This window comes from Azorhizobium caulinodans ORS 571 (assembly GCF_000010525.1).
GTDB lineage: Bacteria > Pseudomonadota > Alphaproteobacteria > Rhizobiales > Xanthobacteraceae > Azorhizobium > Azorhizobium caulinodans.
In genome coordinates this window covers 2,840,237-2,865,058 of record NC_009937.1, presented here as the reverse complement: position 1 = coordinate 2,865,058, position 24,822 = coordinate 2,840,237, and the positions used below count along the sequence as shown (strand labels likewise).

Below are 24,822 nucleotides of genomic sequence, written 5' to 3'. Positions count from 1 at the left end.
CCCGGAGACACCTGATGACCCTGTCGCTGTTCGAGGAGGCTGCCCCGCGTCCACTGGCCGAGGTGCTGCGCCCGCAGCGGCTGGAGGATGTGATCGGGCAGGAGCATCTGCTCGGCCCGGAGGGTCCCATCGGGCGGATGGTGAAAGGCAAGCGGCTCTCCTCCTTCATCCTCTGGGGGCCGCCCGGCTCGGGCAAGACCACCATCGCCCGCCTCGTCGCGCGCGGACTTGGCTTCGAGTTCGTGCAGTTGTCCGCCGTGCTTTCCGGCGTCGCGGACCTGCGCAAGGTGGTGGAGACCGCCCGGCAGTTGCGCACGGGTTCGGGGCGCCAGACGGCGGTGTTCGTGGACGAACTGCATCGCTTCAACCGCACCACACAGGATGCGCTGCTCCCCCATGTGGAGGACGGCACCATCGTTCTGATCGGCGCCACCACGGAAAACCCGAGCTTCTCCATGGTGGCCGCGCTGCTGTCGCGGGCCAAGGTCTATACGCTGCGCCGGCTGGAGAAGGCGGATCTCGCCCGCCTGCTGGAGCGGGCCGAGGCCCATGCCGGCCGCTGCCTGCCGCTGGACGCCCAGGCCCGCGAGGCGCTGACCGAGATGGCGGACGGCGACGGGCGCTATCTGCTGGGCCTCGTGGAGGAACTTCTGGCGCTCCCGCCGGGGCCGGACCTCGATCTGGAGGCCCTGGCCCAGACGGTGCAGAAGCGCGCGCCCGTTTATGACAAGGCGCAGGAGGAGCACTACAACCTGCTCTCCTGCTTCCACAAAAGCCTGCGCGGTTCGGATGTGAATGCGGCCATGTACTGGGCCGCGCGCATGATGACCGGCGGCGAGGACCCGGGCACCATCTTCCGCCGGCTTGCCTGCTGCGCCTCCGAGGATGTCGGCATGGCCGATCCGCAGGCCATGCCGCAGGTGATCGCCGCCTGGACCGCCTTCGAGCGCGTGGGCTGGCCGGAAGGCCGACTGTTCATGGCGCAGGCCATCGCCTATGTGGCGACCGCGCCGAAATCCAACGCCGCCTATTCCGCCTTCAATGCAGCCTTAGCGCTGGCGCAGAAGACAGGCTCGCTCGCCCCGCCCAAGCACATCCTGAATGCGCCGACCAAGCTCATGAAGGAACTCGGTTACCACGCGGGCTATCGCTACGATCACGATTATCCCGACGCCTATGCGGGGCAGGAATTCTTCCCCGACGAGCTCGCGGGCGACCATCGCCCGGACCTCTACCAGCCCAATGAGCGCGGCTTCGAGCGCGAGGTGAAGAAGCGCCTCGACTATTGGGCCCGCCTGAAGGCGGACCGGGCCTCCGACTGAGGGGCGGGTGCCTTGAGGCCGAAAGCGGAGGAGGCGCGTCGATGTTTGTGAATGCCGACGCCCTGTTCAACGTGCTGGTGCTGTTCAACGTGGTCGTGGCTCTGGCGGCCCTTGCCTTCGTCTATGTGGTCCTGTGCCTGCTCGGCCGCGTGCTTCCGGCGCCTGAGGGCGGGCGGGGGCGCATGTCCCGGATGTTCTATGTGGCGGTCGGCTTTCTGGCGCTCCTTGGCGCGGTTTCTGCCGTCGCCCTGCTGGCGTGAGCGCGCAGGGCCTTGCGGTCTCGCAGCGTGATCTTGCCGGGTGGCGCGGCCCTCTGTAGCAATCTCCTGCAACGCAGCATGAGGGCCAACATGATCCCCGCCGTTCTCGTGTTTCTCGGAGCCGGCTTCGGCGGGTTGATGCGCCACATCGTGAACATCACGACCGTGCGCCTGTTCGGCACGCTGTCCTTTCCTTTCGCGACCATGTTCATCAACGTGCTCGGCTGCTTCATCATGGGCGCGCTCACGGCGGCCTTCGCCATGCGGGCGGGGCAGGGCAGCTTCTGGACGCAGCACGTGCGCCTGCTTCTGACCACCGGGATGCTGGGCGGATTCACCACCTTCTCCACCTTCTCGCTGGAATTCGCGGTGCTGGTGGAGCGCGGCGAAATGGGCCCGGCGGCCGCCTATGCGGTCGGCTCCCTCGTCCTGTGCCTCGTCGGCGTGTTCGCGGGCCTTTCGCTCATCCGCGCCATGGGCTGATCCGCTCCCGAATGCCCGCCATTCGCGCAAAGCTCTGGACGCCGCGCCCGTTCTGTGACCGATAGGCACGAACAGGTGTCCCGGCGGCGAAGCCGCGCCGGATGGAGAGGTGGCCCGCATATGGCGGTGGAGTTGAAGCAGGTGACCGAGGACGAGGCCGACATGCGCCTCGACCGCTGGTTCAAGACGCATTTCCCGGATCTGTCCTTCGGCCATCTGCAGAAGCTGGTGCGGACCGGTCAGGTGCGCGTGGACGGCGGGCGGGTGAAGACCTCGACGCGCCTTTCGCCCGGCCAGAGCGTGCGCGTGCCGCCGCTGGGCGACGATGCCGCGCCGGCTGCGTCTCCGGCGCAGTCCAAGACCAAGGGCGAGGGCGCCGTCGCGGGGGAGGAGGGTGGCTTTGCCGGCTCCGGCAGTCCCTTCGCGCCGGCCGCGCATCAGGTGCGCGCTGCCGCCCGCCGCGAGCAGACGGATGCGGAATTCCTGCGCTCCATCATCCTGTTCGAGGACAAGGACGTGCTCGTCCTCAACAAGCCGTCCGGCATCGCCGTGCAGGGCGGATCGGGCACCTTCCGCCACATCGACGGGATGCTGGACGCCCTGCGGGCCAAGGACGGCCAGAAGCCGCGCCTCGTCCACCGCATCGACAAGGACACCGCCGGCTGCCTGCTGATCGCTAAGAACCGTCTGTCGGCGGCGCAGCTCGCCAAGAACTTCCGCTCCCGCGAGGCACGCAAGATCTACTGGGCGCTGGTCCCGGGCGTGCCGAAGCCCCGGCAGGGCCGCATCTCCACGTATCTCGCCCGCGAGGAGGCCGAGGAGCGCATGCGCGTTGCCCGCCATGGCGAGGAGGATGCCAGCCACGCCGTGACCTATTATGCGGTCGTCGAGCATGCGGCGCAGAAGATGAGCTGGTTGTCGCTGAAGCCGGTGACCGGGCGCACGCACCAGATCCGCGCGCATCTGGCCCATATCCATCACCCGATCGTGGGCGATCCCAAGTATTTCAACATCGAGAACTGGGAATTGCCCGGCGGCTTGCAGAACAGGCTGCATCTCCTGGCGCGCCGGCTGGTGATTCCCCATCCGCGCGGGGAGGGGATGATCGACGTCTCTGCGCCGCTGCCGCCCCACATGGCGCAGTCGTGGGCCGTGCTCGGCTTTGATGCAACCCAGTACGATCCTATCGTGGAATCGCCTGAGGGCTGAACATTTCATGGGCGTTGCTGCATTGCAGCACGTCGGCTCAAGGTATTTCAGGCGTTAGACTTTCGGACAGACTTGCGCATTGACGGGCTTTGCCTATGGTGCGCGGCTCGGCGGCGGATGGACTTTTGTTCATCTGCCGTTCGCTCGTCACCGCAGGCGGACCCGAACGGGCCGTTGCGATCAGAAGCGGGAATCCGCATCGCCGGGGGGAAATCCCATGTCCGTTTTGCTCGCGCTCAGCCGGGCGATCGATGCCATCAATGCCCGCATCGGGCGTCTGGTATCCTGGCTGATCCTCGTCGCCATCATCGTTTCCGCCGGCAATGCGGTCATCCGCAAGCTGTTCGACTTGAGCTCGAACGCCTGGCTCGAACTGCAATGGGTGCTATTCGCCGCGGTGTTCCTGATGTGCTCGCCCTGGACGCTGATGGACAATGAGCACATCCGCATCGACATCGTGAATTCCCGCCTGTCCAAGCGCCTGCGCGACGGCATCGACATCTTCGGCAATGTCTTCTTCCTGATGCCGTTCGCCCTCGTGATGCTCTACACGTCCATTCCCTTCGCGCTGAATTCCTACCGCATCAACGAGCAGTCCCTGAACGCCGGCGGCCTGCCCCAGTGGCCGGCCAAGATGCTCGTGCCCGTGGGCTTCGCTCTGCTGCTGATCCAGGCGATCTCCGAGCTCATCAAGCGCGTCGCCATCTTCACCGGCAAGATGGAGGACCCCAACGAGGGGGCGGGCGGCCACCTTGCCTCCGCCGAGGCGGAAGCCCAGCGCCTGCTCGCCGATGTCGAGCCCGTCGCCATCGTCGCCGACACCAAGACGCCCTGAGGAAACGCGATCATGATCCAGAACCGCGTCTTCAAGACGGGCCTCCTCTGTGCCCTCGCCGTGGCGCTCAGCACCCTCGGTCCGGAGATGGCCTTCGCCGCCGATGGCGGCCTGCGCGCCTTCGTCACCCACAACATGGCGCCGATCATGTTCGGCGCCCTCGTGATCTTCCTGCTGCTGGGTTATCCGGTGGCCTTCGCGCTGGCCGCCAACGGCCTCGTGTTCGGTGTCATCGGCATCGAACTCGGCCTGTTCCGGCCGGACTTCCTTCAGGCGCTGCCCGAGCGCGTCTATGGCACCATGAACAATGAAGTGCTCCTCGCGGTGCCCTTCTTCACCTTCATGGGCCTCATCCTCGAGCGCTCCGGCATGGCCGAGGATCTGCTCGACACCATCGGACAGGTATTCGGCTCCATCCGCGGCGGCCTTGCCTATGCGGTGATCTTCGTGGGCGCGCTGCTCGCCGCCACCACGGGCGTCGTCGCGGCCTCGGTCATCTCCATGGGCCTCATCTCGCTGCCCATCATGCTGCGCTACGGCTATGACCGGCGCGTGGCTTCGGGCGTGATCGCGGCCTCGGGCACGCTGGCCCAGATCATCCCGCCCTCCCTCGTGCTCATCGTCATGGCCGACCAGCTCAACCGGTCGGTGGGTGACATGTACGAGGGCGCCTTCGTGCCCGGCCTGTTGTTGGCCGGCCTCTACGCGTTCTACATCTTCCTCGTCTCGGCCATCTTCCCGAGCGTGGCTCCCGGCCTGCCGCTGGAAGCCCAGACCCTGCGCGACAAGAATCAGAAGCGCGGCCCCTCGCGGCTGCTCGGCGCCATCTTCGCCGCCGGCTTTGCGGTGCTGATCGCCACCGGGTCCTTGCCGGGTCTCACGGCCGGCAGCCTGCCGGGCGCGGCCAATCTGGCAGTCTGGGGCGTCGGTGCCTTCGTCCTGTTCTATTTCATCATGAGCGGCACCGCCCGCCTGCTCACCCCCTCGCTGTTCATCGCCTTGTCCATCGCCATCGGCATCTCGATCGCGGTGATGGAGCGCTCCGGCATGCGGGTCGGCTCGGACTATGTGGTCCTTGCCATGTCCATGACGGTGGGCCTCGCCTTCGTGGTGGCGGTCATCAACCGCGTGTTCCGGCTGGGCCTGCTCTCGAAGCTGGCCGAGCAGGTCATCTTCGTGATGGTGCCCCCGCTGGCCCTGATCTTCCTTGTGCTCGGCACCATCTTCATCGGCGTCGCAACGCCGACCGAGGGCGGCGCCATGGGTTCGGTGGGCGCGCTTCTGCTCGCCGCCGGTCGCGGGCGCCTGAAGTTCGACCTGATGCGGCAGGCGACCTACTCGACGGCCAAGCTCTCGGCCTTCGTGCTGTTCATCCTGCTCGGCTCGCGCGTGTTCTCGCTGACCTTCTATGGCGTGGACGGCCACCGCTGGGTGGAGGAACTGCTCGTCTCGCTGCCCGGCGGCCAGACCGGCTTCCTCATCGTGGTGAACATCCTCGTGTTCCTGCTGGCCTTCTTCCTCGATTATTTCGAGCTGGCCTTCATCATCATCCCGCTGCTCGGACCGGCCGCCGACAAGCTCGGCATCGACCTGATCTGGTTCGGCGTGATGCTGGCGGTGAACATGCAGACCTCCTTCATGCATCCGCCCTTCGGCTTTGCGCTGTTCTTCCTGCGGTCGGTCGCACCCAAGGTGCCCTATCTCGACCGCGTGACGGGCAAGCGCATGGAGCCGGTGACCACGGGCCAGATCTACTGGGGTGCGGTGCCGTTCGTCGGCATCCAGCTCATCATGGTGGCGCTGGTCGTGCTCTTCCCCGGCATGGTGACGCACTACAAGAGCAGCTCCGTGCAACTGGATCAGGGGGCGGTGCAGAAGCAGTTCGACAACCTCACTCCGGATCTCGACTCCGCGCCGCCTCCGCCGGCACTGGATTTCGGCGCTCCCAAATAGGCGCCCGACGGTCCACGACAAAGCCGCCCGCTGCGCAAGCGACGGGCGGCTTTGCATTTTCGGCGGTCGCCTGCGCGCCTCGCCTCTGCTAGACAGGGCGCCCTGTCCGGCCGTGCGCGGCGGTCCGGGGCATCGCGTCGCCGGGGGGGGCTGGCGGCGTGGCTGGGTTCGCCCGGTCCCGGCCGTCGCAAGGCCGATGCCGCCCGTCAATCATCGGAGGTGCCCCCATGTCCCCACAGACCGAGACCTGTCCCGGCTGCGGTGCACCGGTGCATCCGGACGATGTCGCCTGCGCCGCCTGCGGCCTTGAACTCGTGTCGCCTGCGCCGTCCCGGCGCGCGCTTCCCGTGGTGGTGGGGATTGCCGGTGTACTGGTGGCGCTGGCCGCCGGTGCCGGCGTGTGGGTGCTGCTGACGCCCAAGGCGCCGTCATCCGCAGCATCGGCTCCGCAGCAGCAGGCTGCCGTTGCACCGCCGCCCCAGGCCGCGCCTGAGCCGCCGCCGGCTCCGACACCTATCCCCCAGACCGCGACGCCGGATCCGGCCCCCGCCGCACCTGCGGCTGCGCCGACCCTCCAGACGGTGCCGCCGGGCAGCCAGCGCCCGCCCATGCCCTCGATCCCGAGCGATCCCGGCACCCGGCGGGACTATGCGAAGTCGACGCAGGATGCCTTCAAGGAGAACGGCCTCGACATGACGGTGACGGCCACCGGCGAGGGCGCGACCGTGATGACCCTGAAGTTTAACTTCCCCGCCAAGACCGCCGTGGACCTGATCAGCGGCGGCCCGTTCCCGCGCCAGTGCAAGGCGCGCGGCTTCAAGCAGGTGGTGTTCATCGATGCCAACGGCACCACCACCTGGACCCTCGACCTCGACACCGACAAGTTGACCCAGAAATGACCCTTGAGCCCATCCTCGCCCTGTTCGACTGCGACGGCACGCTGGTGGACAGTCAGCACATGATCGTCGCCGCCATGGGCACGGCCTATGCCCGGCAGGGCCTCCCCGCGCCGGACCGGCTGCGCATGCTCTCCATCGTCGGCCTGTCGCTGCGCGAAGCCTTCACCGACCTCGCCGAGGGCGATGCCGCCTTTCCCGTGGAGGAGATGGTGGAAGCCTATCGCAGCGCCTTCATGGAGCTGCGCGACCGCGAGCCGCCCGAGCCCATGTACCCCTTCGCCCGCGATACGCTCGATGGGCTGCGCCAGCGCGACGACATGCTGCTCGGCATGGTGACGGGCAAGGCCCGGCGTGGCGTCACGCGCGTTCTGGCGGCCAATGCCATGGACGGCTGGTTCTCGACCATCCAGACCGCCGACGATGCGCCCTCCAAGCCCCATCCGGCCATGGTGCAGCAGGCCATGGCGGAGATGGGACAGCCCTCCGCCCGCACGGTGGTGATCGGCGACACCGGCTTCGACATGGCCATGGCCAAGGCGGCCGGGGCCCATGCCATCGGTGTCGCCTGGGGCTATCATCCGCTGGAACAACTCACTGCGGCCGGTGCCGATGTGATCGTGCGCGACTTCCGCGAGATTCCGGACGCCATTGCGGCGCTGGTCGGCGGTCGCGCGCCCGCCGTCGCCTGAGATTTTCGAGGAACCGAGCCATGCGCGACATCCTGAGCGACCTTGAGCAGTCGCCGCTCGATCCGGCCGAGGCCATCCGCGCGCAGGGCCGCCGCACGCTGCCGAAGCGCTTCTACAAGGAGGTGACGGTCGCGGAAGGCGAGGGGGGGCACGAGGTGCGCCTCGACGGCCGTACCCTGCGCACGCCGGCCAAGGCAAAGCTCGCGGTGCCGAGCGCCGCGCTCGCCGCCGCTCTGGCGGAGGAATGGGCGGCGCAGGGCGTGGAGATCGACCCGTTCACCATGCCGCTCACCCGCCTGGTGAACGTCGCGCTCGATGGCGTGGCGCGCAATCCGCAGGAGGTGAAGGAGGAAATCGTGCGCTACATGGGCAGCGACCTCCTGCTCTATCGCGCCGAGGGGCCGGAGGGGCTGGTCGCGCGGCAGGCGACCCATTGGGATCCGGTGCTGGCCTGGCTCGACCGCGCGCACGACGCCCGCTTCTTCCTCGCCGAAGGCATCCGCCACGTGGAGCAGCCCGCCGACATGGTGGCGCGTGTGGCTGCGCTGGTCGGAACCGACGATCCGCTCTCGCTCGCGGCCTTGAGCACGCTGACCGCTCTGACCGGCTCGGCCTTCCTCGCTGTGGCGCTGGCCAATGGCGTCCTCGATGCCGATGCCGCCTGGCGCGCGGCCCATGTGGACGAGGACTGGACGATCGAGCGCTGGGGCGAGGATGCGGAGGCGACGGCCCGCCGCGCCGCCCGCGAAAAGGAAATGCGCGCGGCGGTGCGCCTGCTCGATCTCGTCAAGGGCTGAGACGGGCGCGGGGAGGCCGAGATGGACCGCGATGATCTGGCCGACCTCCTTGCGCCGCTCGGACCCGTCGAGATCAAGCGCATGTTCGGCGGTCACGGCATCTTCTACGACGGGCGGATGTTCGCCCTGGAGAGCGGCGGCGACCTCTTCATCAAGGCCGATGGGGACTTCGCGCAGGAACTGGCCGCACTCGGCTGTGCGCCGCTGGGCTATACGGCCCGCAACCGGCAGGTGACGCTGCCTTACTGGACCCTGCCCGAAGCGGCGCTCGACGACCCCGAGGCGCGCGAAGTGCTCTTTCGGCGGGCTCAAGGGGTGGCGCGGGCGGGCGCTGTCAAAAAGGCACGCGGAAAGAAGGCGGCTTCCAAGGCGCCCGCCGGGCCGGCGCCGGACTTCGATGCGCTGGGGATCGGCGTCCCGGCTTCGCAACGCCAGACGCGCCGGAAGCCTTAAGGCAGTTGCGTCCCCTCCGATGTCGAGCCAGCGCCGCTGCCGCCGGTCCGAGGAGGGGAGATGTCCGGTCCCTCCGTCCTGTCGTCGCCTAGCCGTCCTGCTCCCGAGCCGAGGGCGGCCGTCTGCTTGCGTGTGTCGGTGGCCTATGTCCAAGTGCCCGCCTGGGGAGTGCTGCGATGGACATCGAATTCATCAGATTGCGGAAGCGGATGTTGCGGCTGTTGTTCGCCATCGGCTTTGTCTGCAACGGATGGTTTCTGATTTTCGAGAGCACCAGCGGCATCATCACCGCGCGTGATGCCTATGTGACCTATCCCTCGGTCATGTTCATCTATGCCGCCGGCTTCTTTGTCATCGAACTGGGTGATCGGTGGCGCGCAGCGACGGAGTGGCTCGCCTTCCTGTCCTTCTGTGCCAATTGCGCCAGCGGCGTGCTGTCCTTCACGGCCGCGGACGAACCCGTGCGCTACTACGCCATTGCCGATACGCTGCAATGGATCCCGCTCATCAGCATCATCGCCTTCATGATCTTTCCCGGCCGCCAGAGCGTGGTGGCGTCGGTGGTGGGCTTCCTCATTCCGGCGGGAACGGCGGGCTGGGTGTGGTGGGGAAGCGATGCAGCGACCTGGCCGGCCACCACGAGCACGCTTTTGTTCAATGCGCTCGTCATCCATGTGGTGTCGGTGGCGGCCCTCGTTCTGTTCTCGCATTCGCAGGCCGCCTTCCAGCAGGCCCGGGCGGAGGCCAGGATGATGGAGAGTGCGGCCCTCTCCGACCCGCTCACGGGCATTGCCAACCGGCGCGGCATCGAGCGGGCGCTGGAGACACAGACGGCGGCTTCGGTGCCCCGCCCGTGGGCGCTCATCCTTCTGGACATGGATCACTTCAAGATGGTCAACGACGAGCGTGGCCACGTCTTTGGGGATCGCGTGCTCCAGAATGTGGTGAATGCGCTCCGCCCTATCCTGCGTGGCGGCGATGTCATCGGCCGGTGGGGCGGCGACGAATTTCTGGTGATCTCCCCCGGCGCGCCAGCGGCCGAGGCGGAAGCGCTGGCCGAGCGGCTGCGGCAGGCGGTGGCCGGCCTTCCGGAGGATGACAGCGGCGGCGTGACCATCTCCGTCGGCATCGCGCTGTGGAATGGGGAAGGCGGCCTTGTGGAGGCGCTCCGGCAGGTGGACGCGGCGCTTTATCGCTCCAAGCAGATGGGCCGGAACCGGGTGGTGTTTGCCTGAGGCGGAAGAGCGGGCCCGGGTGCTGCGTCGAATGCGCCATTCGCGATAACGTGCGTATCTGGATGGAGCACCGCTTCCCAAGGCTGACAGGCTCACAACACAACGCGTCATTCGCGGATGAAGAACATGCTCCCCTCTGGCCGAACGCGGACCAAACCCGAAATGAGCCCGGAATTCGCCAGACTGCGCACGCGTATCATGCGAATTCTGTTCGCTATCGGCTTTGTCTGCAATGTCTGGTTCTGGTTTTACGACAGCTATCAGGGCATCATCAGCGCACGAAATGCCACCCTGACGGATCCGTTGCTGGTTCTCATCTGCGCGGTCGGCTTCATCGTCACGGATATCAGCGAGCGCTGGCGGATCGTTGCGGAGCGAAGCCTGTTTCTCGCCTTCTGCATCGGCTGCGCGACCGGTGTCTTCACATTCGGCGATCCGGACCCGCAGATCAGGCTCTATGTGATCGCCGACACGCTGCAATGGCTGCCGCTGATCAGCGTGGCGGCCTTCATCATCTTTCCCGGCCGCGAGAGCATTCCCGCCGCGGTGATCGGCTTCCTCATCCCGGCGGCAACGGCGGTCTGGGTGTGGTTCAACAGTGAGCCGGCGAACTGGCCGGACACCACCAATGCGCTATTGCTGAACGCCATCATCGTGCAGGCCATTTCGCTGCTGGTTCTCGTGCTCTTCTCCTACTCGCAGGCCGCCTACCAGCAGGCCAAGGCGCAGGCGAGCATGATGGAGAGCGCGGCTCTGTCCGACCCGCTTACCGGCATCGCGAACCGGCGCGGCATCGAGCGGGCCCTTGAAATCCAGGGCGCCTCATCCCGGCAGTGGGCGCTGATCCTGCTGGACATGGATTACTTCAAGACCGTCAATGACCAATGGGGGCACGTGTTCGGCGACCGCGTCCTTCAGAACGTCGTCGATGCGCTTCGGCGCGTGCTGCGCGAAGGCGATGTCATCGGCCGTTGGGGCGGGGACGAGTTTCTGGTGGTCTCGGCGGATCTGTCGGCGCCGGAGGCCGAAGCCCTCGCCGAGAAACTGCGTCAGGCGGTGGCCGTGTTGCCGGACGACGAGAGCGGTGGGGTCACCATTTCCGCCGGCGTCGCGCTCTGGGACGGGGATGGCGGTCTCGCCGAGGCTCTGCGGCTCGTGGATGCGGCGCTCTATCGGTCGAAGCAGATGGGCCGGAACCGCGTCGTCTTTGCCTGAGCGGCCTTGCCGAGGTCATCAGGTCAGCCCACGCCTGCTGCTGGACCGTCAGTTCAGGGCGGGATCATCCGGCTTCTCAGGCTGCCGGGACGTGCTGCGCGGCAGGCTTGCTCGGAATTCAAACGGCCGGATCGCGATGCAATCCGGCCGGAATGGGCGTCAGGAGGAGGCCTTGATGCGCACCGGGCGCAGCAGGAAGGCGGGCAGGTGGGACATGTCCGCCGGCTCGCTGGCGGAGCGGTCGCGCCGGTTGCGGCTGGCCGCGTCCGCCGTCTCGGGACGGGGCTTGCGGGCGCGCTCGCCTTCGGGGCGGGCCTCCCGTTCCGGACGGGCCTCACGCTCAGGACGCGCTTCCCGCTCGGGACGCGGCTGACGCTCGGCGCGGGGCTCGCGCTCCGGCCGGGGCTCGCGTTCGGGGCGTCCTTCGCGGGCGGGACGCGGCGCGCGCTCGGCGCGGACCTCGACCCCATCCTCAACCTCGGCCTTGCGCTCGCTGCGGCCACGGCCCGAACGCTTGTTGCGCTCGCTCCGCTCCCCACGCTCTTCGCGGCGGTCACCGCCACGGGAGCGCTTCTCGCGCGGCGGGGCTTCGCCCAGCGGCTCGCCCTGCCAGGGGATGGCATTGCCGATGAGCTTCTCGATGGCCGCCAGGGACTTCGCGTCGTCGTGCGTCACCAGCATGATGGCGGTGCCGGTGCGGCCGGCTCGGCCGGTGCGGCCGATGCGGTGCACATAGTCTTCCGAGTGGTGCGGCACGTCATAGTTGAAGACGTGGCTCACCGCCGGAATGTCGAGGCCACGGGCCGCGACGTCGGAGGCCACCAGCAAGGTGGCTTCGCCGGTGCGGAACTGGTCCAGCGCCTGCGTGCGGGCGTGCTGGTCCATGTCGCCATGCAGGCACACCACGTTGAAGCCGTGCTTCTGCAGCGAGCGATGCACCACCGCCACGTCGCGCTTGCGGTTGCAGAAGACGATGCCGTTCTGCAGTTGGTCCGCGTTGCGGATCAGCTCACGCAGGGTCTCGCGCTTCTCGTAGTCCTCGCGGCCCGAGGCGACGAGAAGCTGGGTGATGGAGGTGTTGGCGCTGGCGGGCTTCGACACCTCGACCCGCACCGGGTTCGAGAGGAACTGCGAGACGAGGCGCTGGATCTCCGGCGGCATGGTGGCCGAGAAGAACAGCGTCTGGCGCGTGAAGGGCACCAGCTTGCAGATGCGCTCGATGTCCGGGATGAAGCCCATGTCCAGCATGCGGTCGGCCTCGTCGATGACGAGCACCTCGATGCCGGAGAGCAGGAGGCGGCCGCGCTCCACATGGTCGAGCAGGCGGCCGGGGGTGGCGATCAGCACGTCCACGCCGCGCAGCAGCTTGGTGTCCTGATCGCCGAAGGAAACGCCGCCGATAAGCAGGGCGACGTTCAGCTTGTGGTTCTTGCCGTAACGGACAAAATTCTCCTCCACCTGCGCCGCGAGCTCGCGCGTCGGTTCGAGGATGAGAGTGCGCGGCATGCGCGCGCGCGCCCGGCCCTGCTCCAGCAGAGTCAGCATGGGCAGCGTGAATGCGGCGGTCTTGCCCGTTCCGGTCTGCGCGAGGCCGAGCACGTCCCGCCGGGCGAGGACATGCGGAATGGCTTGCGCCTGGATGGGCGTAGGGGTGGTGTAGCCCGTGGCCGCGACGGCCGAGAGGACTTTTTCGCTCAGGCCGAGTTCAGAAAATGACATTGGGTCGCTTGATGTGGCAGCGCCCCGCTGATCGAAGGTCCCATGCCGTGTACGGGCCCAAACGAGTGGTCGTCGGTCGGCGCGCTTGGATTCGAATACATCTCGGACGACGCGGTAGAAAATAGAAGCATTGTGCGCTGTGTCAATGTTAATGCCATGCGCTGGCTCGGGGCGCACAGCGCATGCCATGCAATTCCGCTGCTTGACCGGCCCGCCGGCCCGTCGGAGACAGGACGGGACGGCGCACCGGGCGCCCTTCCGTCCCTAGTGTAGCCCCCCATGTCCTTTCTGCTTATTCTTGGCCTTGCGGACTTCGCCAGCGCTTTTACGGCGCGTTCCGTCGATCCGATGCTCAATCTTTTGGCGTCTGATCTTGGCGTTTCGCTCCAGGCCGCGGCCCTGCTCGCAACCGCCTTCACGCTGCCCTATGCGCTGATGCAACTGGTGTTCGGGCCCATCGGCGATGCCTTCGGCCGGGTGCGGCTTATCCGCATCACGCTCGCCTGCCTCACCATCGGCCATCTGGCCTGTGCCCTTGCGCCGAACCATCCGGTGCTGGTGGCGGCGCGGGTGTTCGCCGGCGGTTGGGCGGGCGGCATCATTCCCGTGTCCTTCGCCATCGTGGGCGATCGCGTCGCCTTCGAGCAGCGCACCGTGGCGCTCGGCCGCCTGCTGCTGGCCGTGGTGCTGGGGCAGTTGGGGGGCGCCATCATCTCCGGCACGCTCGCCACCTATTTCGGCTGGCGCACGGTATTTTTCGCTGCAGCGGCCGTTTCCGCCGCCGCGACCTTGTGCACCATCCTGTTCCTGAAGGAACTGGGTGCCCGCAAGCCCATCTCGGTGGCCGCGACGCTGGAGGGCTATCGCACCGTCTTCCGCAATCCGGTCTCCATCCGCCATTTTGCCGTGTCGGCGGTGGAGGGCGGCATCATCTTCGGCGTCTTCCCCTTCGTGGCGCCGCTGATGGTCGAGTTCCACATCGGCGACGCGGTGGAGGCGGGCATTGCCATGGGCGCCTTTGCCATCGGCGGCGTGCTCTATAGCGTGGTGGTGCAGAAGCTCGTGGATCTGCTGGGCCTCAGCGGCATGGCGGCGACGGGCGCGCTCATCGTCGGCTGCTGCCTCATCGGCATCGCCTTCGCCCCCTCGCTCGTGTTCATGATGGCGCTGTTCGGCGTCATGGGCTTCGGCTTCTACACCATCCACAACACGCTTCAGATCATGTCCACCGAGCTGGCGCCCAGCGCGCGCGGCTCGGGCGTGTCGCTCTATGCCACCTTCTTCTTCGCCGGGCAGGCCTTCGGCGCGGTGGTGGCGGGGGCGGTGTCGCACGCGGTGGGCTCGCTGCCCGGCATGTTCGTGGTGGCGGGGCTTGCCATGTTCGCGCTGGCCTGGCCGGCCTCACGCCTCGCGCCCTTGGCCGAGCGTGTGCGCCGGGAGGCGGAGGAGACCGCCGCCCGCAAGGTCCAGTCGGTGGAGCCGGTCTGAGCCGCGACAGGCGCCTCAGACTCTCGGGACCGCGCTCCGGGGCTCAGATGTCGAGCAGTTCCTCGCCCGCGAAGGCGGCGTGCTCGGAGATGAAGGCGAAGCGCGCCTCCGGCTTGTTGCCCATGAGGCGTTCCACGATGTCGTCGGTGGCGGCGCGGGCCGCCTCCTCGATGCTGACCTGAAGCAGCGTGCGCGTCTTCGGGTCCATTGTGGTTTCCTTGAGCTGCGCCGGCATCATCTCGCCGAGGCCTTTGAAGCGGCCGATCTCCACCTTGCCGCGCCCGTTGAACTCCTTCTTCAGGAGCTTCTCCTTGTGGGCGTCGTCGCGGGCATAGAGCGTCTTGGCGCCCTGCGTGATGCGATAGAGCGGCGGCACGGCGAGGAAGAGATGTCCCTCGTCCACCAGCTTCGGCATCTGGCGATAGAAGAAGGTGACGAGGAGGGAGGCGATGTGGGCGCCGTCCACGTCCGCGTCGGTCATGATGATGACCTTCTCATAGCGCAGGTCCGCCTCGCGATAGTGCGAGAGCGTGCCGCAGCCGAGCGCCTGGCCGAGATCGGCCAATTGCTGGTTCTGGGCAAGCTTGTCGCGGCCGGCATTGGCGACGTTGAGGATCTTGCCGCGCAGGGGCAGCACCGCCTGGGTGCGGCGGTCGCGGGCCTGCTTGGCGGAGCCGCCGGCCGAGTCGCCCTCGACGATGAAGAGTTCGGAGCCGGCCGCCTCGGTGTTGGAGCAGTCCGCCAGCTTGCCGGGCAGGCGCAGCTTGCGCACGGCGGTCTTGCGGGAGATTTCCTTCTCCTGCTTGCGCCGCAGCCGCTCCTCCGCCCGCTCCACCACATGGTCGAACAGGCGCGTGGCCTGGGCCGGATTGGCGGCGAGCCAGTGGTCGAAGGGATCGCGCACCGTCTGCTCGACGATGCGGGCCGCCTCGGCAGTGGCGAGACGCTCCTTGGTCTGGCCCTGGAATTCCGGCTCGCGCACAAAGACGGAGAGCATGGCCGCGCAGCCGGCGGTTACGTCCTCGCCGGTGATGAGGGCGGCGCGCTTGGACTGGTTGGTCCGCTCGCCATGCTCGCGCAGGCCCTTGAGCAGCACGGCGCGCAGGCCGTTCTCATGGGTCCCGCCGTCCGGCGTCGGGATGGTGTTGCAGTAAGAGGAGATGCCGCCGTCGCCATCGGCGATCCAGGCCACCGCCCATTCGGCCGAGCCATGGCCGCCCGGCTTCTGCACGCGGCCCGAGAAGATGTCGCCATGCACGAGGGTCTGGCCCTCGATGTCGGCGGCCAGATAGTCCCTGAGGCCGCCGGGGAAGCGGAAGGTCATCTTTTCCGGCACGCCGGTGGTGCCGGCGAGCAGTTCGGGATCGCAGGACCAGCGAATTTCCACGCCACCGAACAGATAGGCCTTGGCGCGCGCCATGCGGAACACGCGGCCGGGCTCGAACTTGGCGCTCGGGCCAAAGATGTCCGGATCGGGATGGAAGCGGATCTTGGTGCCGCGCCGGTTGGTGATGCGGCCCACTTCCTTCAGCTTGCCCTGCGGCGTGCCGCGCGAGAAGGTCTGGCGGTAGAGCGTCTGATTGCGGGCGACCTCCACCTCGAAGGCATCGGAGAGCGCGTTCACCACCGAGACGCCGACGCCGTGCAGGCCGCCGGAGGTCTCATAGACCTTGCTGTCGAACTTTCCGCCCGAGTGCAGCGTGGTCATGATGACTTCGAGCGCCGACTTGCCGGGGAACTTGGGGTGTTCCTCCACCGGGATGCCGCGCCCGTTGTCGATCACCGTCAGCGAGCCGTCATTGGAGAGCTGCACCTCGATGAAAGTGGCATGGCCCGCCACCGCCTCGTCCATCGAGTTGTCGATCACCTCCGCGAAGAGGTGATGCAGCGCCTTGGCATCGGTGCCGCCGATATACATGCCGGGCCGGCGCCGCACCGGCTCCAGCCCTTCCAGCACCTCGATATGGGCGGCGGTATAGTCGCTCGCCATCTGCGGCACGACCGTGGTCTTGCGGCCGCGGGAGGGAGGGGGATTGGAGAAGAGGTCGTCGGAATTGGACATGTAGCGATCGGATCTCGCGAGGCGCCCGGCCTTGCGGCGGACGCGGGATGTACACGGTTTGTGCCCTTGTAGCCGAACTTTCTAGCCGAGTCGCCTCGGCCCGCGCACATGGCAGCCTTCTGGTGCCGGCGATCGTTCCGTTTCGCTGTGCGCAGGCGGAGGAAATGACACGGAGATGGGAAAAGCGCCTATCCCGTCGCTGACCGGCGGGTGGCCCGGCGCGCCTTCTTGGTCTCGTACATGAGGGCGTCGGCCCGGCGCAGAATCTCCTCGGGCGCGCTCTCGCCGGGTTCGGCTTCGATCACGCCGATGCTCGCGCCCTCATAGTCGATGCGCCAGCGGCCGAGTTCGTAATGGCCCTCGATCAGAGCAGTGAGGCGCTGGCGCGTGGCATCGGCCGGCGCGCGGCCGGGCTCGCCCGGCGCGGTGAAGCCCACCATGACGAATTCGTCGCCGCCGAGCCGTCCCAGCACGTCGCCGGCCCGAAGACCCAGCGACAGGCGGCGGCCCACCTCGATCAGGAAGGCATCTCCGGCGTCATGGCCATGGGCATCGTTGATGGCCTTGAAGCCGTCGAGGTCGATGAAGGCGACGATCAGGTTCTGCCCGCTGCGCGCGGCCTGCGCCATCATGCGCTGGAGCTCGTCGAGGATGAAACGGCGGTTGGGCAGGCCGGTGAGCGCGTCCGTAAACGAATAGGCCGCGAGCTGCGCATTGGCGCGGCGCAGCTCCTGCATCAGCTGGTCCTGCTGGATCTGTTGTGCGATGAGCGCCGAGAACAGGCGCAGCACGTGCTGGCCGTCGGACGAGATCGGCTTGCGATCGCAACTCGCCGCGCACAGCGTCCCATAGAGCGAGCCGCCCTCGAGATAGACGGGTGTGCTCGTGAAGGTCTCGATGCCGAGGACGCGGGCCGCCTCAGAATCACCCCAGCGGGTCGAGACGTCGTCGGCATAGGGGCATTGCTCGGCCAGCGCGCGCTTGCACAGCGTGTCGCCCCAGGGAACCGAGAGCGTCTCCGGCAAGTGCAAGGTGCTGCTGTTGCGGGAAAACAGGACGTTCTGGATGCCCGCTGCGAAATCGATGCGCGTCAGGAAGGTGCTCTCAAGGCCGGTAATCAGCTCCAGAAGCTCCAGCAGCGGCCGCGTCAGCTCCTCCAGTGAGCGCGCCGAGCTCACCGTCTCGGAGAGGCGGGCGAGGACCAGATCCTTGGAAACGTGCTCGTTCATGGGGGTAAGGCCGGCTCCCTGCGGCGTGCCCTCCGTTGCGTCGGATGGGTTCTGTTGCAGTCAATGCAGTCGCTCCTAGCTTGGCAACACTGGTTGCATTCGTAAAGCCTAGATTGCATCGAAAGCTATTCAAGGGGAGACGGCGTGTCGGCAGCGCGGCCCAGTGATGCGCTTCCCGTCTTTTATGCGACATGGGAAGGGTGTAATCACCGTCGCCCGCGTGGCCGCGTCCGAAAGGGCGCAGGTGCGCCGGTCTCAAGTTGGTCCCGCAAGAGGCGGGCAGGAGCGTGTCATGTCGGAAGCGAAAGCACGGATCGCGGTATTGGGCGCCTCGGGCTATACGGGCTCTGAGCTTGTGCGCCTTCTGCTGCGACACCCGCGCGTGGAGCTTGTGGCGCTCACCGCCGACCGGAAGGCGGGCCAGTCCATGGCCGACGTCTTCCCGCAGTTCGCGCCTTTCAAGCTGCCGACGCTCGTGACCATCGACAGCGTGGATTTCACGCAGGTTGACCTCGTTTTCTGCGCCCTCCCGCACGCCACCACCCAGACGGTGATCAAGGACGTGTTCGAGAAGGCGCCGAAGGTGAAGGTGGTGGACCTCTCGGCCGACTTCCGGCTGACCGATCCCGGCGCCTATGAGAAGTGGTACGGCCACGTCCATGCCGCCCTCGACCTCCAGAAGGAAGCGGTGTTCGGCCTCGTCGAGCTTTACCGCGACGAGATCAGGAAGGCGCGCCTCGTCGCCAATCCGGGCTGTCACACCACCACTGCCATCCTGCCGATCGTGCCGCTGCTGGAAGCCGGCGCCATCGAGCCGGACCAGATCGTGGTCGACAGCAAGACCGGCATGTCCGGCGCCGGCCGGTCCGCCAAGGAGGCCATGCTGTTCTCGGAAGTCTCCGAGGGCATTCATGCCTATTCCGTGTCCGGCCACCGGCACATGGGCGAGCTGGACCAGGAATATTCCAAGGCCGCCGGCCGCACCGTGCAGCCGGTGTTCGTGCCGCATCTCGCGCCCATGAACCGGGGCATCTACGCCACCATCTATGTGCGCACCACCGGCGGCACCGCCGAGGACCTGCACCGCATCCTCGCCGAATTCTACAAGGACGAGCATTTCGTCCATGTCCTGCCCTTCGGCCAGGTGCCGCAGTCGCGCCATGTGCGCGGCTCCAACTGGGCCCATATCGGCGTCGTGGCGGATCGTGTGGCGGGCCGGGCCACCGTGCTCTGCACCACCGACAATCTGGTGAAGGGCGCCTCCGGACAGGCGATCCAGAACATGAACCTCGTGCTGGGTTTCCCCGAGGCCATGGGCATCGACCAGATCGCCCTCATGCCCTGAGGCGGCACGGCGCGGGCATCAAGCCGCCCGCGCCTGCCGTTCGGCAAGCGGAACCTTTGCGGGCACCGCAGGTTATCCGGGTATCTGGTCGAGCAGCTAAGCTTACCTTATGTTGAAAATCGGAAGAGGGCACGCTGCGATCTTCCGGACGGCGGATCGCGCCGTCTCATAACAGAGCTTTCAGAACGGAAGCCGAATTCAAGACAAAGACGGCGCGGGCGCCTGCCCAAGAGCCGCTTCGCCGGGTCCGTATCCTCAGGAGCGGGCTCACATGCGGCGGTGCGGGGCTCATCAGCCGTTCCGTTTCGCCGGGAGGAAGACCGTGCCGGCGGCCAGGGCGCCTTGACGCCACTGCCGCGCACAGGTCCCAAGGAGAACCGGGATGAGCTTTCTCATCTGCCTGGGCGCGCTCGCCTTTCTGATGTTCGTCGCCTATCGCGGCTTCAGCGTGATCCTGTTCGCCCCCGTCGCCGCCATGGCGGCCGTGGCGCTGACCGATCCGACCGCCGTGCCCGTGATCTTTTCCGGCCTCTTCATGGACAAGATGGTCGGCTTCATCAAACTCTACTTCCCGGTCTTCCTGCTCGGTGCCGTCTTTGGCAAGGTCATCGAGCTCTCCGGCTTCTCCCGCTCCATTGTCTCGGCCATCATCAGGATCCTCGGCCCCAGCCAGGCGGTGCTGGCCATCGTCCTCGTGGGCGCGGTCCTGACCTATGGCGGCGTTTCGCTCTTCGTGGTGGTGTTTGCGGTCTATCCCTTCGGGGCCGAGATGTTCCGCCAGATCGGCATCCCCAAGCGCCTCCTGCCGGCGGTGATCGCGCTCGGCGCCTTTTCCTTCACCATGGACACCCTGCCGGGGACGCCGCAGATCCAGAACATCATCCCGACCACCTTCTTCAAGACCACGGCGTATGCGGCGCCGATCCTCGGCTTCGTGGGCACGGCCTTCATGCTGGTGGTGGGCGTCGGCTATCTGGAATTCCGTCGCCGGCAGGCCCTGCGGGCGGGAGAGGGCTACGGCACCGGCCACACCAACGAGCCGAAGACGGAAGGCGAGGCAACGCTGGTCCATCCGCTCATCGCGCTCCTGCCCCTGGTGGTGGTGGGTGTCGCCAATCTTCTGCTCGCCCGTATGATCCCCGTCTGGTTCGGCCCCAATGCGACCGCGGTCCTCGTGGAAGGCCAGCCGGCCCTGACGCTGCCGACCGCCTCCGTCGCGGCCATCTGGGCGGTGATGGGTGCGCTGCTGCTCGGCATCTTCACCGTCTTCCTCTTCGCCTTCCGGCGCGTGGCGGCGCAGTTTGCGGAGGGTTCGAAGTCCTCCGTCGCCGGGGCGCTTCTCGCCTCCCTGAACACCGCGACGGAGTATGGCTTCGGTGCCGTCATCGCCGCGCTGCCCGGCTTCCTCGTCATCCGCAATGCGCTGTCGGCCATCCCCAATCCGCTGGTCAACGAGGCCATCTCCGTCACGACGCTGGCCGGCATCACCGGCTCGGCCTCGGGCGGCCTGTCCATCGCGCTGGCGGCCATGTCGGAGCAGTTCATCGCGCAGGCCAATGCGGCGGGCATCCCGCTCGACGTGATGCACCGTGTCGCCGCCATGGCCTCTGGCGGCATGGACACGCTGCCGCACAATGGCGCCGTCATCACCTTGCTGGCGGTCTGCGGCCTCACCCACCGCCAGTCCTATGGCGATATCTTCGCCATCACGCTGGTGAAGACCATGGCCGTCTTCTTCGTGATCGGCTTCTATTATCTCACCGGCCTCTATTGAGGTTCGGCCGCCCGTGTCCCGATGCGGGCGGCCATCACCTCTTCTTCTGGCGGTGATCAGATTTAGCGTTTTCCCCTATGGGGTTTCCGCTTGCTAGGAAGGGAGCAACACCTTCCTGGGAGCGGTCATGAGCGGGACCATCGAGGCCATCGACGCCAATTTCTCCGACATCCGCGAAGCGGTCCGCAAACTGTGCGCGGACTTCCCCGGCGAATACTGGCGCAAGCTCGATCGGGAGAGCGCCTATCCCACCGCCTTCGTCGAGGCGCTGACCCATTCAGGCTTTCTCGCCGCCCTCATCCCTGAAAGCTATGGCGGCGCCGGCCTGCCGCTCTCGGCGGCTGCGGCGATCCTGGAGGAAGTGCAGCGGGCCGGATGCAATGGCGGCGCCTGCCATGCCCAGATGTACATCATGGGCGCCCTGCTGCGGCATGGGACCGGGGCGCAGAAGGAGACCTATCTGCCGAAGATCGCCTCTGGCGAACTGCGGCTTCAGGCCTTCGGCGTCACCGAGCCCACCTCCGGGACCGACACCACGGCGCTCAAGACCTTCGCCGAGAAGCGGGGCGACTATTATGTGGTGAACGGCCAGAAGGTCTGGACCTCTCGCGCCGAGCATTCCGATCTCATGCTGCTGCTCGCCCGCACCACGCCGCGCGATCAGGTGCAGAAGCGCACGGATGGTCTCTCGGTCTTCATCGTGGACATGCGGGAGGCCAAGGGCAACGGCCTCACCATCCGCCCCATCAGGGCGATGATGAACCACTCCACCACCGAGGTCTTCTTCGACAATATGAAGGTTCCGGCGGAGAACCTCGTGGGCGAGGAGGGCAAGGGCTTCCGCTACATCCTCTCCGGCATGAATGCGGAGCGCATCCTCATCGCGGCCGAATGCGTGGGCGATGCCAAATGGTTCATCGACAAGGCCACCGCTTACGCCAAGGAGCGCGTGGTTTTCGGCCGGCCCATCGGCCAGAATCAGGGCGTCCAGTTCCCCATCGCAAAAGCCTATGCGCAGATGCGTGCCGCCGAGCTGATGGTGCATCGGGCGGCGTCCCTTTTCGAGGCGGGGCAGGACTGCGGGCAGGAAGCCAACATGGCCAAGATGCTGGCGGCCGATGCCTCATGGGCCGCTGCGGAAGCCTGCGTGCAGACCCATGGCGGCTTCGGTTTCGCCGAGGAATATGACGTGGAGCGCAAGTTCCGCGAGACGCGCCTCTATCAGGTGGCGCCCATCTCCACCAATCTCATCCTCTCCTATCTCGCCGAGCATGTGCTCGGCCTGCCGCGCTCCTATTGAGGCCACCATGGCGACGTTGGACATCGACCATCTGCGCAGTTGGATCGGCCGCACCGAGACGGTGCGCGACCTGCTCACCGCACGCGCCTTGCGGGAGTTTCGTGTGACACTGAACCTTCCCGCCGGGGCGCCCGCGCCGGGGGAGCCGGCGCTTCTCACCAGCCACTGGTGCCTCGCGCCGCCCGCCGTGCCCATGGATGGGCTCGGGCCGGATGGTCATCCCGCACGAGGCGGTTTTCTGCCCCCGGTGCCGCTCCCGCGCCGCATGTGGGCGGGCGGACGCCTCGAATGGCACGACGCACTGCGGGTGGACGATGAGGTGACGCGCGCCTCGCGCATCGCGGATGTGGTGGTGAAGGAGGGGCGCACCGGCGTCCTGTGCTTCGTTACCGTGGAACACGAAATCACGACGGCGCGTGGTGTTGCAGTGCGGGAGCGGCAGGACATCGTCTATCGCGGCACCGATGCGCCCCCGGGAGGGGCGGGCACCGGGCAGCCGGCGCCAGTGGCGCAATGGCAGGAGAGTGTCGAGACCTCGCCCGTGCTGCTGTTCCGTTATTCCGCCATCACCTTCAACGGTCACCGCATCCATTACGACCGGACCTATTGCATCGAGGAGGAGGGCTATCCCGGCCTCGTGGTGCATGGTCCGCTTCAGGCGACCCTGCTGGCCGAGTTCGCGGGCCGATTGCTGGGTCGCGCGCCCCAAACCTTCGCCTTCCGAAGCGTTCGCCCGATCTTCGATGGTCCGCCCATGACGCTCAATGCGGTGGCGACCGGCGAAGGGCTGGAACTCTGGACGGCCGGAACGGACGGTCAGCCGTGCATGAAGGCGGAGGCGGCCTGAGAGGACGCTCCATCGGGAGGGGATTGAGGCTCTTCCCGATTCGCCGTCAGGAGACCATGACGGGCGGCAGCGTGCCGATGGTCGGCCGGGCATAGTGGAAGCCCTGGAAGAGCGTAATGCCGAGTTCGCGCAGGGCGGTGCTCTCCTCTCGGGTCTCGACCCCCTCGGCGATGAGGTCGATGTCGAGCGCCCGCGCCAGGCTCACGACGGCGGCAACGATGGCCTGCCGCCGCTTGTCGGCTGAGATGTTGCGCACGAGGCCCATGTCGATCTTGAGGAAATCCGGCTGAAGGCCTGCGAGCCGCAGGAGGCCGGAATAGCCCGAGCCGAAATCGTCGAGCGCCGTGAGCAGGCCGAGGTCGCGGTATTTCTCGACGAGATTCGCCGTGCCTCCCAGATCCCCGAAATGGCCGGTTTCCGTGAATTCGAACATCAGTTGGTTCGGCCGCAGTCCGGCCCGGCTCGCAGCATCGAGGGACGCCCGCATGGCCGCCTTGGGCACCTGCTCGTGGTCGGGCAGGAAGTTCACCGAGAGGCGTGTGCGCTCATCGGGAAAGAGCCGGCCCGCCATTTCGATGGCGCGCTGGCGGCAGGCCTGATCGAAATGGTGCTTTCTCGGCTCTTCCACCTGGGCGAAGATGGATGCGGCGCTCTCGCCATTCTCGCCACGCACTAGCGCTTCATAGCCCCAGACATGCTCGCGGCTCACATCGACGATCGGCTGAAAAGCGATGGTAAAGGATGTGGGCTGGCCACCGTGTCCGCCGGTTTCACGGGCGTGTGACGTGGTTTTCGTAAGGTAACGCCGGCCCATCGGGATACTCGTATCCAGCAACGAGAACGAATTGTCCCACGGGACACCCTCCGAACGCCGCTGAATACCGGAGGCGATACGAGACGTTAGCAGTTCCGATGTCCGAGACAAGGCGATCGTGGCGCCAAATGGTAAAAGAATGTGCCTCGTTCAGTGCGACCCTGCGCCGCCGTCAATATCGAGGACCGTCCCGCTGACATAGCCGCAGGCGGGTGATGCGAGGAAGGCCGTGGTGCGGGCGATCTCCAGCGGCTCGGCGAGTCGGCCGAAGGGCGCGCTGGCGCCCACATCGGCGATGGTGCGGCCCTCCTGTGCTGCCAATGTCTCCATGCGCTCGGTTCGCGTGCCAGAGGGATTGATGCCGAATACGCGCACCCCGAAATCCGGCGCCTTGCCGCCCACCGCATGGGTGAAGGCCATGAGCGCCGCATTGCCGGTGGCGCCGCATACATAGCCATAGCGCGGCTGGCGGCCGGCCTGTCCGATGATGTTGACGATGACGCCGCTTCCCCGCGCCTTCATGGTCCCGAGCGCGAGCTGGGTCAGGTGGATATAGCCCATCACCTTCAGGGCCCAGGCGGCTTCCCACTGCTCCATGGTCATGTCGAGCAGGCCGCCGCGCGGGATCGCCCCGGCATTGTTGACGAGAATGTCGTAGCCATCCGCTTCCCGGTGCAGCCGCTCCCGCTCCTCGGCGCGCGAAAGGTCTCCGGCCCAGGTGGCGACGGGGCCGAGGCCGGAGAGGTCGGCGGCGGTTGCGGCGAGCTGGCGTTCGTCACGGGCGGCGAGCAGCACGCCGGCGCCTTCCCCCAGGAAGACGCGCGCACAGGCCGCGCCGATGCCCTTTGAACCGCCGGTGATGAGGACGCGACGCCCCTTGAGATCGAGGTCCAT

General features: G+C 67.1%; 22 protein-coding genes. 17 read left to right on the top strand and 5 right to left on the bottom strand.

Annotated features, from left to right (window positions below; genetic code table 11):
• The first annotated feature begins 14 nt into the window (after nt 1–14).
• The 12 genes from AZC_RS13070 to AZC_RS24425 all read left to right on the top strand — a co-directional run bounded on the left by AZC_RS13070 (nt 15) and on the right by AZC_RS24425 (nt 11,350).
• The gene (locus AZC_RS13070) at nt 15–1,322 is read left to right on the top strand and encodes a replication-associated recombination protein A (protein WP_043879321.1); all 1,308 of its coding nucleotides are present in this window, start codon (nt 15–17) and stop codon (nt 1,320–1,322) included.
• Nucleotides 1,323–1,363: 41 nt separating this feature from the next.
• Nucleotides 1,364–1,582 (top strand): hypothetical protein, encoded by a 219-nt coding sequence (locus tag AZC_RS13065; protein ID WP_012171052.1) that lies wholly within the window; start codon nt 1,364–1,366, stop codon nt 1,580–1,582.
• 90 nt (nt 1,583–1,672) lie between these two features.
• Nucleotides 1,673–2,065 (top strand): fluoride efflux transporter CrcB, encoded by a 393-nt coding sequence (gene crcB / locus AZC_RS13060; protein WP_043879320.1) that lies wholly within the window; start codon nt 1,673–1,675, stop codon nt 2,063–2,065.
• A 120-nt stretch (nt 2,066–2,185) separates the two neighbouring features.
• A complete protein-coding gene (locus AZC_RS13055; protein ID WP_043879319.1) occupies nt 2,186–3,274 on the top strand; it encodes an RluA family pseudouridine synthase in 1,089 nt (362 codons plus the stop codon).
• Nucleotides 3,275–3,491: 217 nt separating this feature from the next.
• Nucleotides 3,492–4,109 (top strand): TRAP transporter small permease subunit, encoded by a 618-nt coding sequence (locus tag AZC_RS13050; protein WP_043879318.1) that lies wholly within the window; start codon nt 3,492–3,494, stop codon nt 4,107–4,109.
• An 87-nt stretch (nt 4,110–4,196) separates the two neighbouring features.
• On the top strand, nt 4,197–6,062 hold the full coding sequence (locus AZC_RS13045) for a TRAP transporter large permease subunit (RefSeq protein WP_043880301.1): 1,866 nt from the start codon (nt 4,197–4,199) through the stop codon (nt 6,060–6,062).
• 227 nt (nt 6,063–6,289) lie between these two features.
• Nucleotides 6,290–6,961, top strand: coding sequence for a zinc ribbon domain-containing protein (locus AZC_RS24435; protein WP_052285927.1), 672 nt, complete (start codon nt 6,290–6,292; stop codon nt 6,959–6,961).
• Nucleotides 6,958–7,650: an HAD-IA family hydrolase gene (locus AZC_RS13035; RefSeq protein ID WP_012171046.1), complete on the top strand. Its 693-nt coding sequence runs from the start codon at nt 6,958–6,960 to the stop codon at nt 7,648–7,650. Before AZC_RS24435 ends, AZC_RS13035 begins: the two co-directional genes overlap by 4 nt.
• Nucleotides 7,651–7,670: 20 nt before the next feature.
• On the top strand, nt 7,671–8,447 hold the full coding sequence (locus tag AZC_RS13030) for an ATP12 family chaperone protein (RefSeq protein WP_012171045.1): 777 nt from the start codon (nt 7,671–7,673) through the stop codon (nt 8,445–8,447).
• 21 nt (nt 8,448–8,468) lie between these two features.
• A complete protein-coding gene (locus tag AZC_RS13025; protein ID WP_012171044.1) occupies nt 8,469–8,900 on the top strand; it encodes a TfoX/Sxy family protein in 432 nt (143 codons plus the stop codon).
• A 176-nt stretch (nt 8,901–9,076) separates the two neighbouring features.
• Nucleotides 9,077–10,135, top strand: coding sequence for a GGDEF domain-containing protein (locus tag AZC_RS24430; protein ID WP_012171043.1), 1,059 nt, complete (start codon nt 9,077–9,079; stop codon nt 10,133–10,135).
• A gap of 198 nt (nt 10,136–10,333) precedes the next feature.
• Nucleotides 10,334–11,350: a GGDEF domain-containing protein gene (locus tag AZC_RS24425; RefSeq protein ID WP_052285926.1), complete on the top strand. Its 1,017-nt coding sequence runs from the start codon at nt 10,334–10,336 to the stop codon at nt 11,348–11,350.
• Between the two features lie 159 nt (nt 11,351–11,509).
• Here the strand turns inward: AZC_RS24425 and AZC_RS13010 are convergent, their stop codons facing one another.
• Complete coding sequence (locus AZC_RS13010; protein ID WP_043879317.1) at nt 11,510–13,069, bottom strand: DEAD/DEAH box helicase; 1,560 nt, start codon at nt 13,067–13,069, stop codon at nt 11,510–11,512.
• 279 nt (nt 13,070–13,348) lie between these two features.
• Between AZC_RS13010 and AZC_RS13005 the strand changes: the two genes are divergently transcribed.
• Nucleotides 13,349–14,557 carry an MFS transporter gene (locus tag AZC_RS13005; protein WP_012171040.1) on the top strand — a complete coding sequence of 403 codons (1,209 nt, stop codon included), beginning with the start codon at nt 13,349–13,351 and terminating at the stop codon, nt 14,555–14,557.
• Nucleotides 14,558–14,600: 43 nt separating this feature from the next.
• On the opposite strand, the gene parE is transcribed toward AZC_RS13005, so the two are convergent.
• Together parE and AZC_RS12995 are read right to left on the bottom strand one after the other, a co-directional pair.
• Nucleotides 14,601–16,619, bottom strand: coding sequence for a DNA topoisomerase IV subunit B (parE, locus tag AZC_RS13000; protein WP_012171039.1), 2,019 nt, complete (start codon nt 16,617–16,619; stop codon nt 14,601–14,603).
• A gap of 188 nt (nt 16,620–16,807) precedes the next feature.
• Nucleotides 16,808–17,848: a GGDEF domain-containing protein gene (locus AZC_RS12995; RefSeq protein WP_043879316.1), complete on the bottom strand. Its 1,041-nt coding sequence runs from the start codon at nt 17,846–17,848 to the stop codon at nt 16,808–16,810.
• 292 nt (nt 17,849–18,140) lie between these two features.
• On the opposite strand from AZC_RS12995, the gene argC reads away from it, so the two are divergent.
• The 4 genes from argC (at nt 18,141) to AZC_RS12975 (ending at nt 23,114) form a co-directional block, all read left to right on the top strand.
• On the top strand, nt 18,141–19,193 hold the full coding sequence (gene argC, locus AZC_RS12990; protein ID WP_043879315.1) for an N-acetyl-gamma-glutamyl-phosphate reductase: 1,053 nt from the start codon (nt 18,141–18,143) through the stop codon (nt 19,191–19,193).
• A gap of 382 nt (nt 19,194–19,575) precedes the next feature.
• On the top strand, nt 19,576–20,967 hold the full coding sequence (locus AZC_RS12985; protein WP_012171036.1) for a GntP family permease: 1,392 nt from the start codon (nt 19,576–19,578) through the stop codon (nt 20,965–20,967).
• A gap of 127 nt (nt 20,968–21,094) precedes the next feature.
• Complete coding sequence (locus AZC_RS12980; protein ID WP_012171035.1) at nt 21,095–22,267, top strand: acyl-CoA dehydrogenase family protein; 1,173 nt, start codon at nt 21,095–21,097, stop codon at nt 22,265–22,267.
• A 7-nt stretch (nt 22,268–22,274) separates the two neighbouring features.
• Nucleotides 22,275–23,114 carry an FAS1-like dehydratase domain-containing protein gene (locus AZC_RS12975; protein ID WP_043879314.1) on the top strand — a complete coding sequence of 280 codons (840 nt, stop codon included), beginning with the start codon at nt 22,275–22,277 and terminating at the stop codon, nt 23,112–23,114.
• A gap of 46 nt (nt 23,115–23,160) precedes the next feature.
• Here the strand turns inward: AZC_RS12975 and AZC_RS12970 are convergent, their stop codons facing one another.
• Together AZC_RS12970 and AZC_RS12965 are read right to left on the bottom strand one after the other, a co-directional pair.
• A complete protein-coding gene (locus AZC_RS12970; RefSeq protein WP_244421715.1) occupies nt 23,161–23,823 on the bottom strand; it encodes an EAL domain-containing protein in 663 nt (220 codons plus the stop codon).
• A 255-nt stretch (nt 23,824–24,078) separates the two neighbouring features.
• Nucleotides 24,079–24,822: an SDR family oxidoreductase gene (locus tag AZC_RS12965; RefSeq protein WP_012171032.1), complete on the bottom strand. Its 744-nt coding sequence runs from the start codon at nt 24,820–24,822 to the stop codon at nt 24,079–24,081.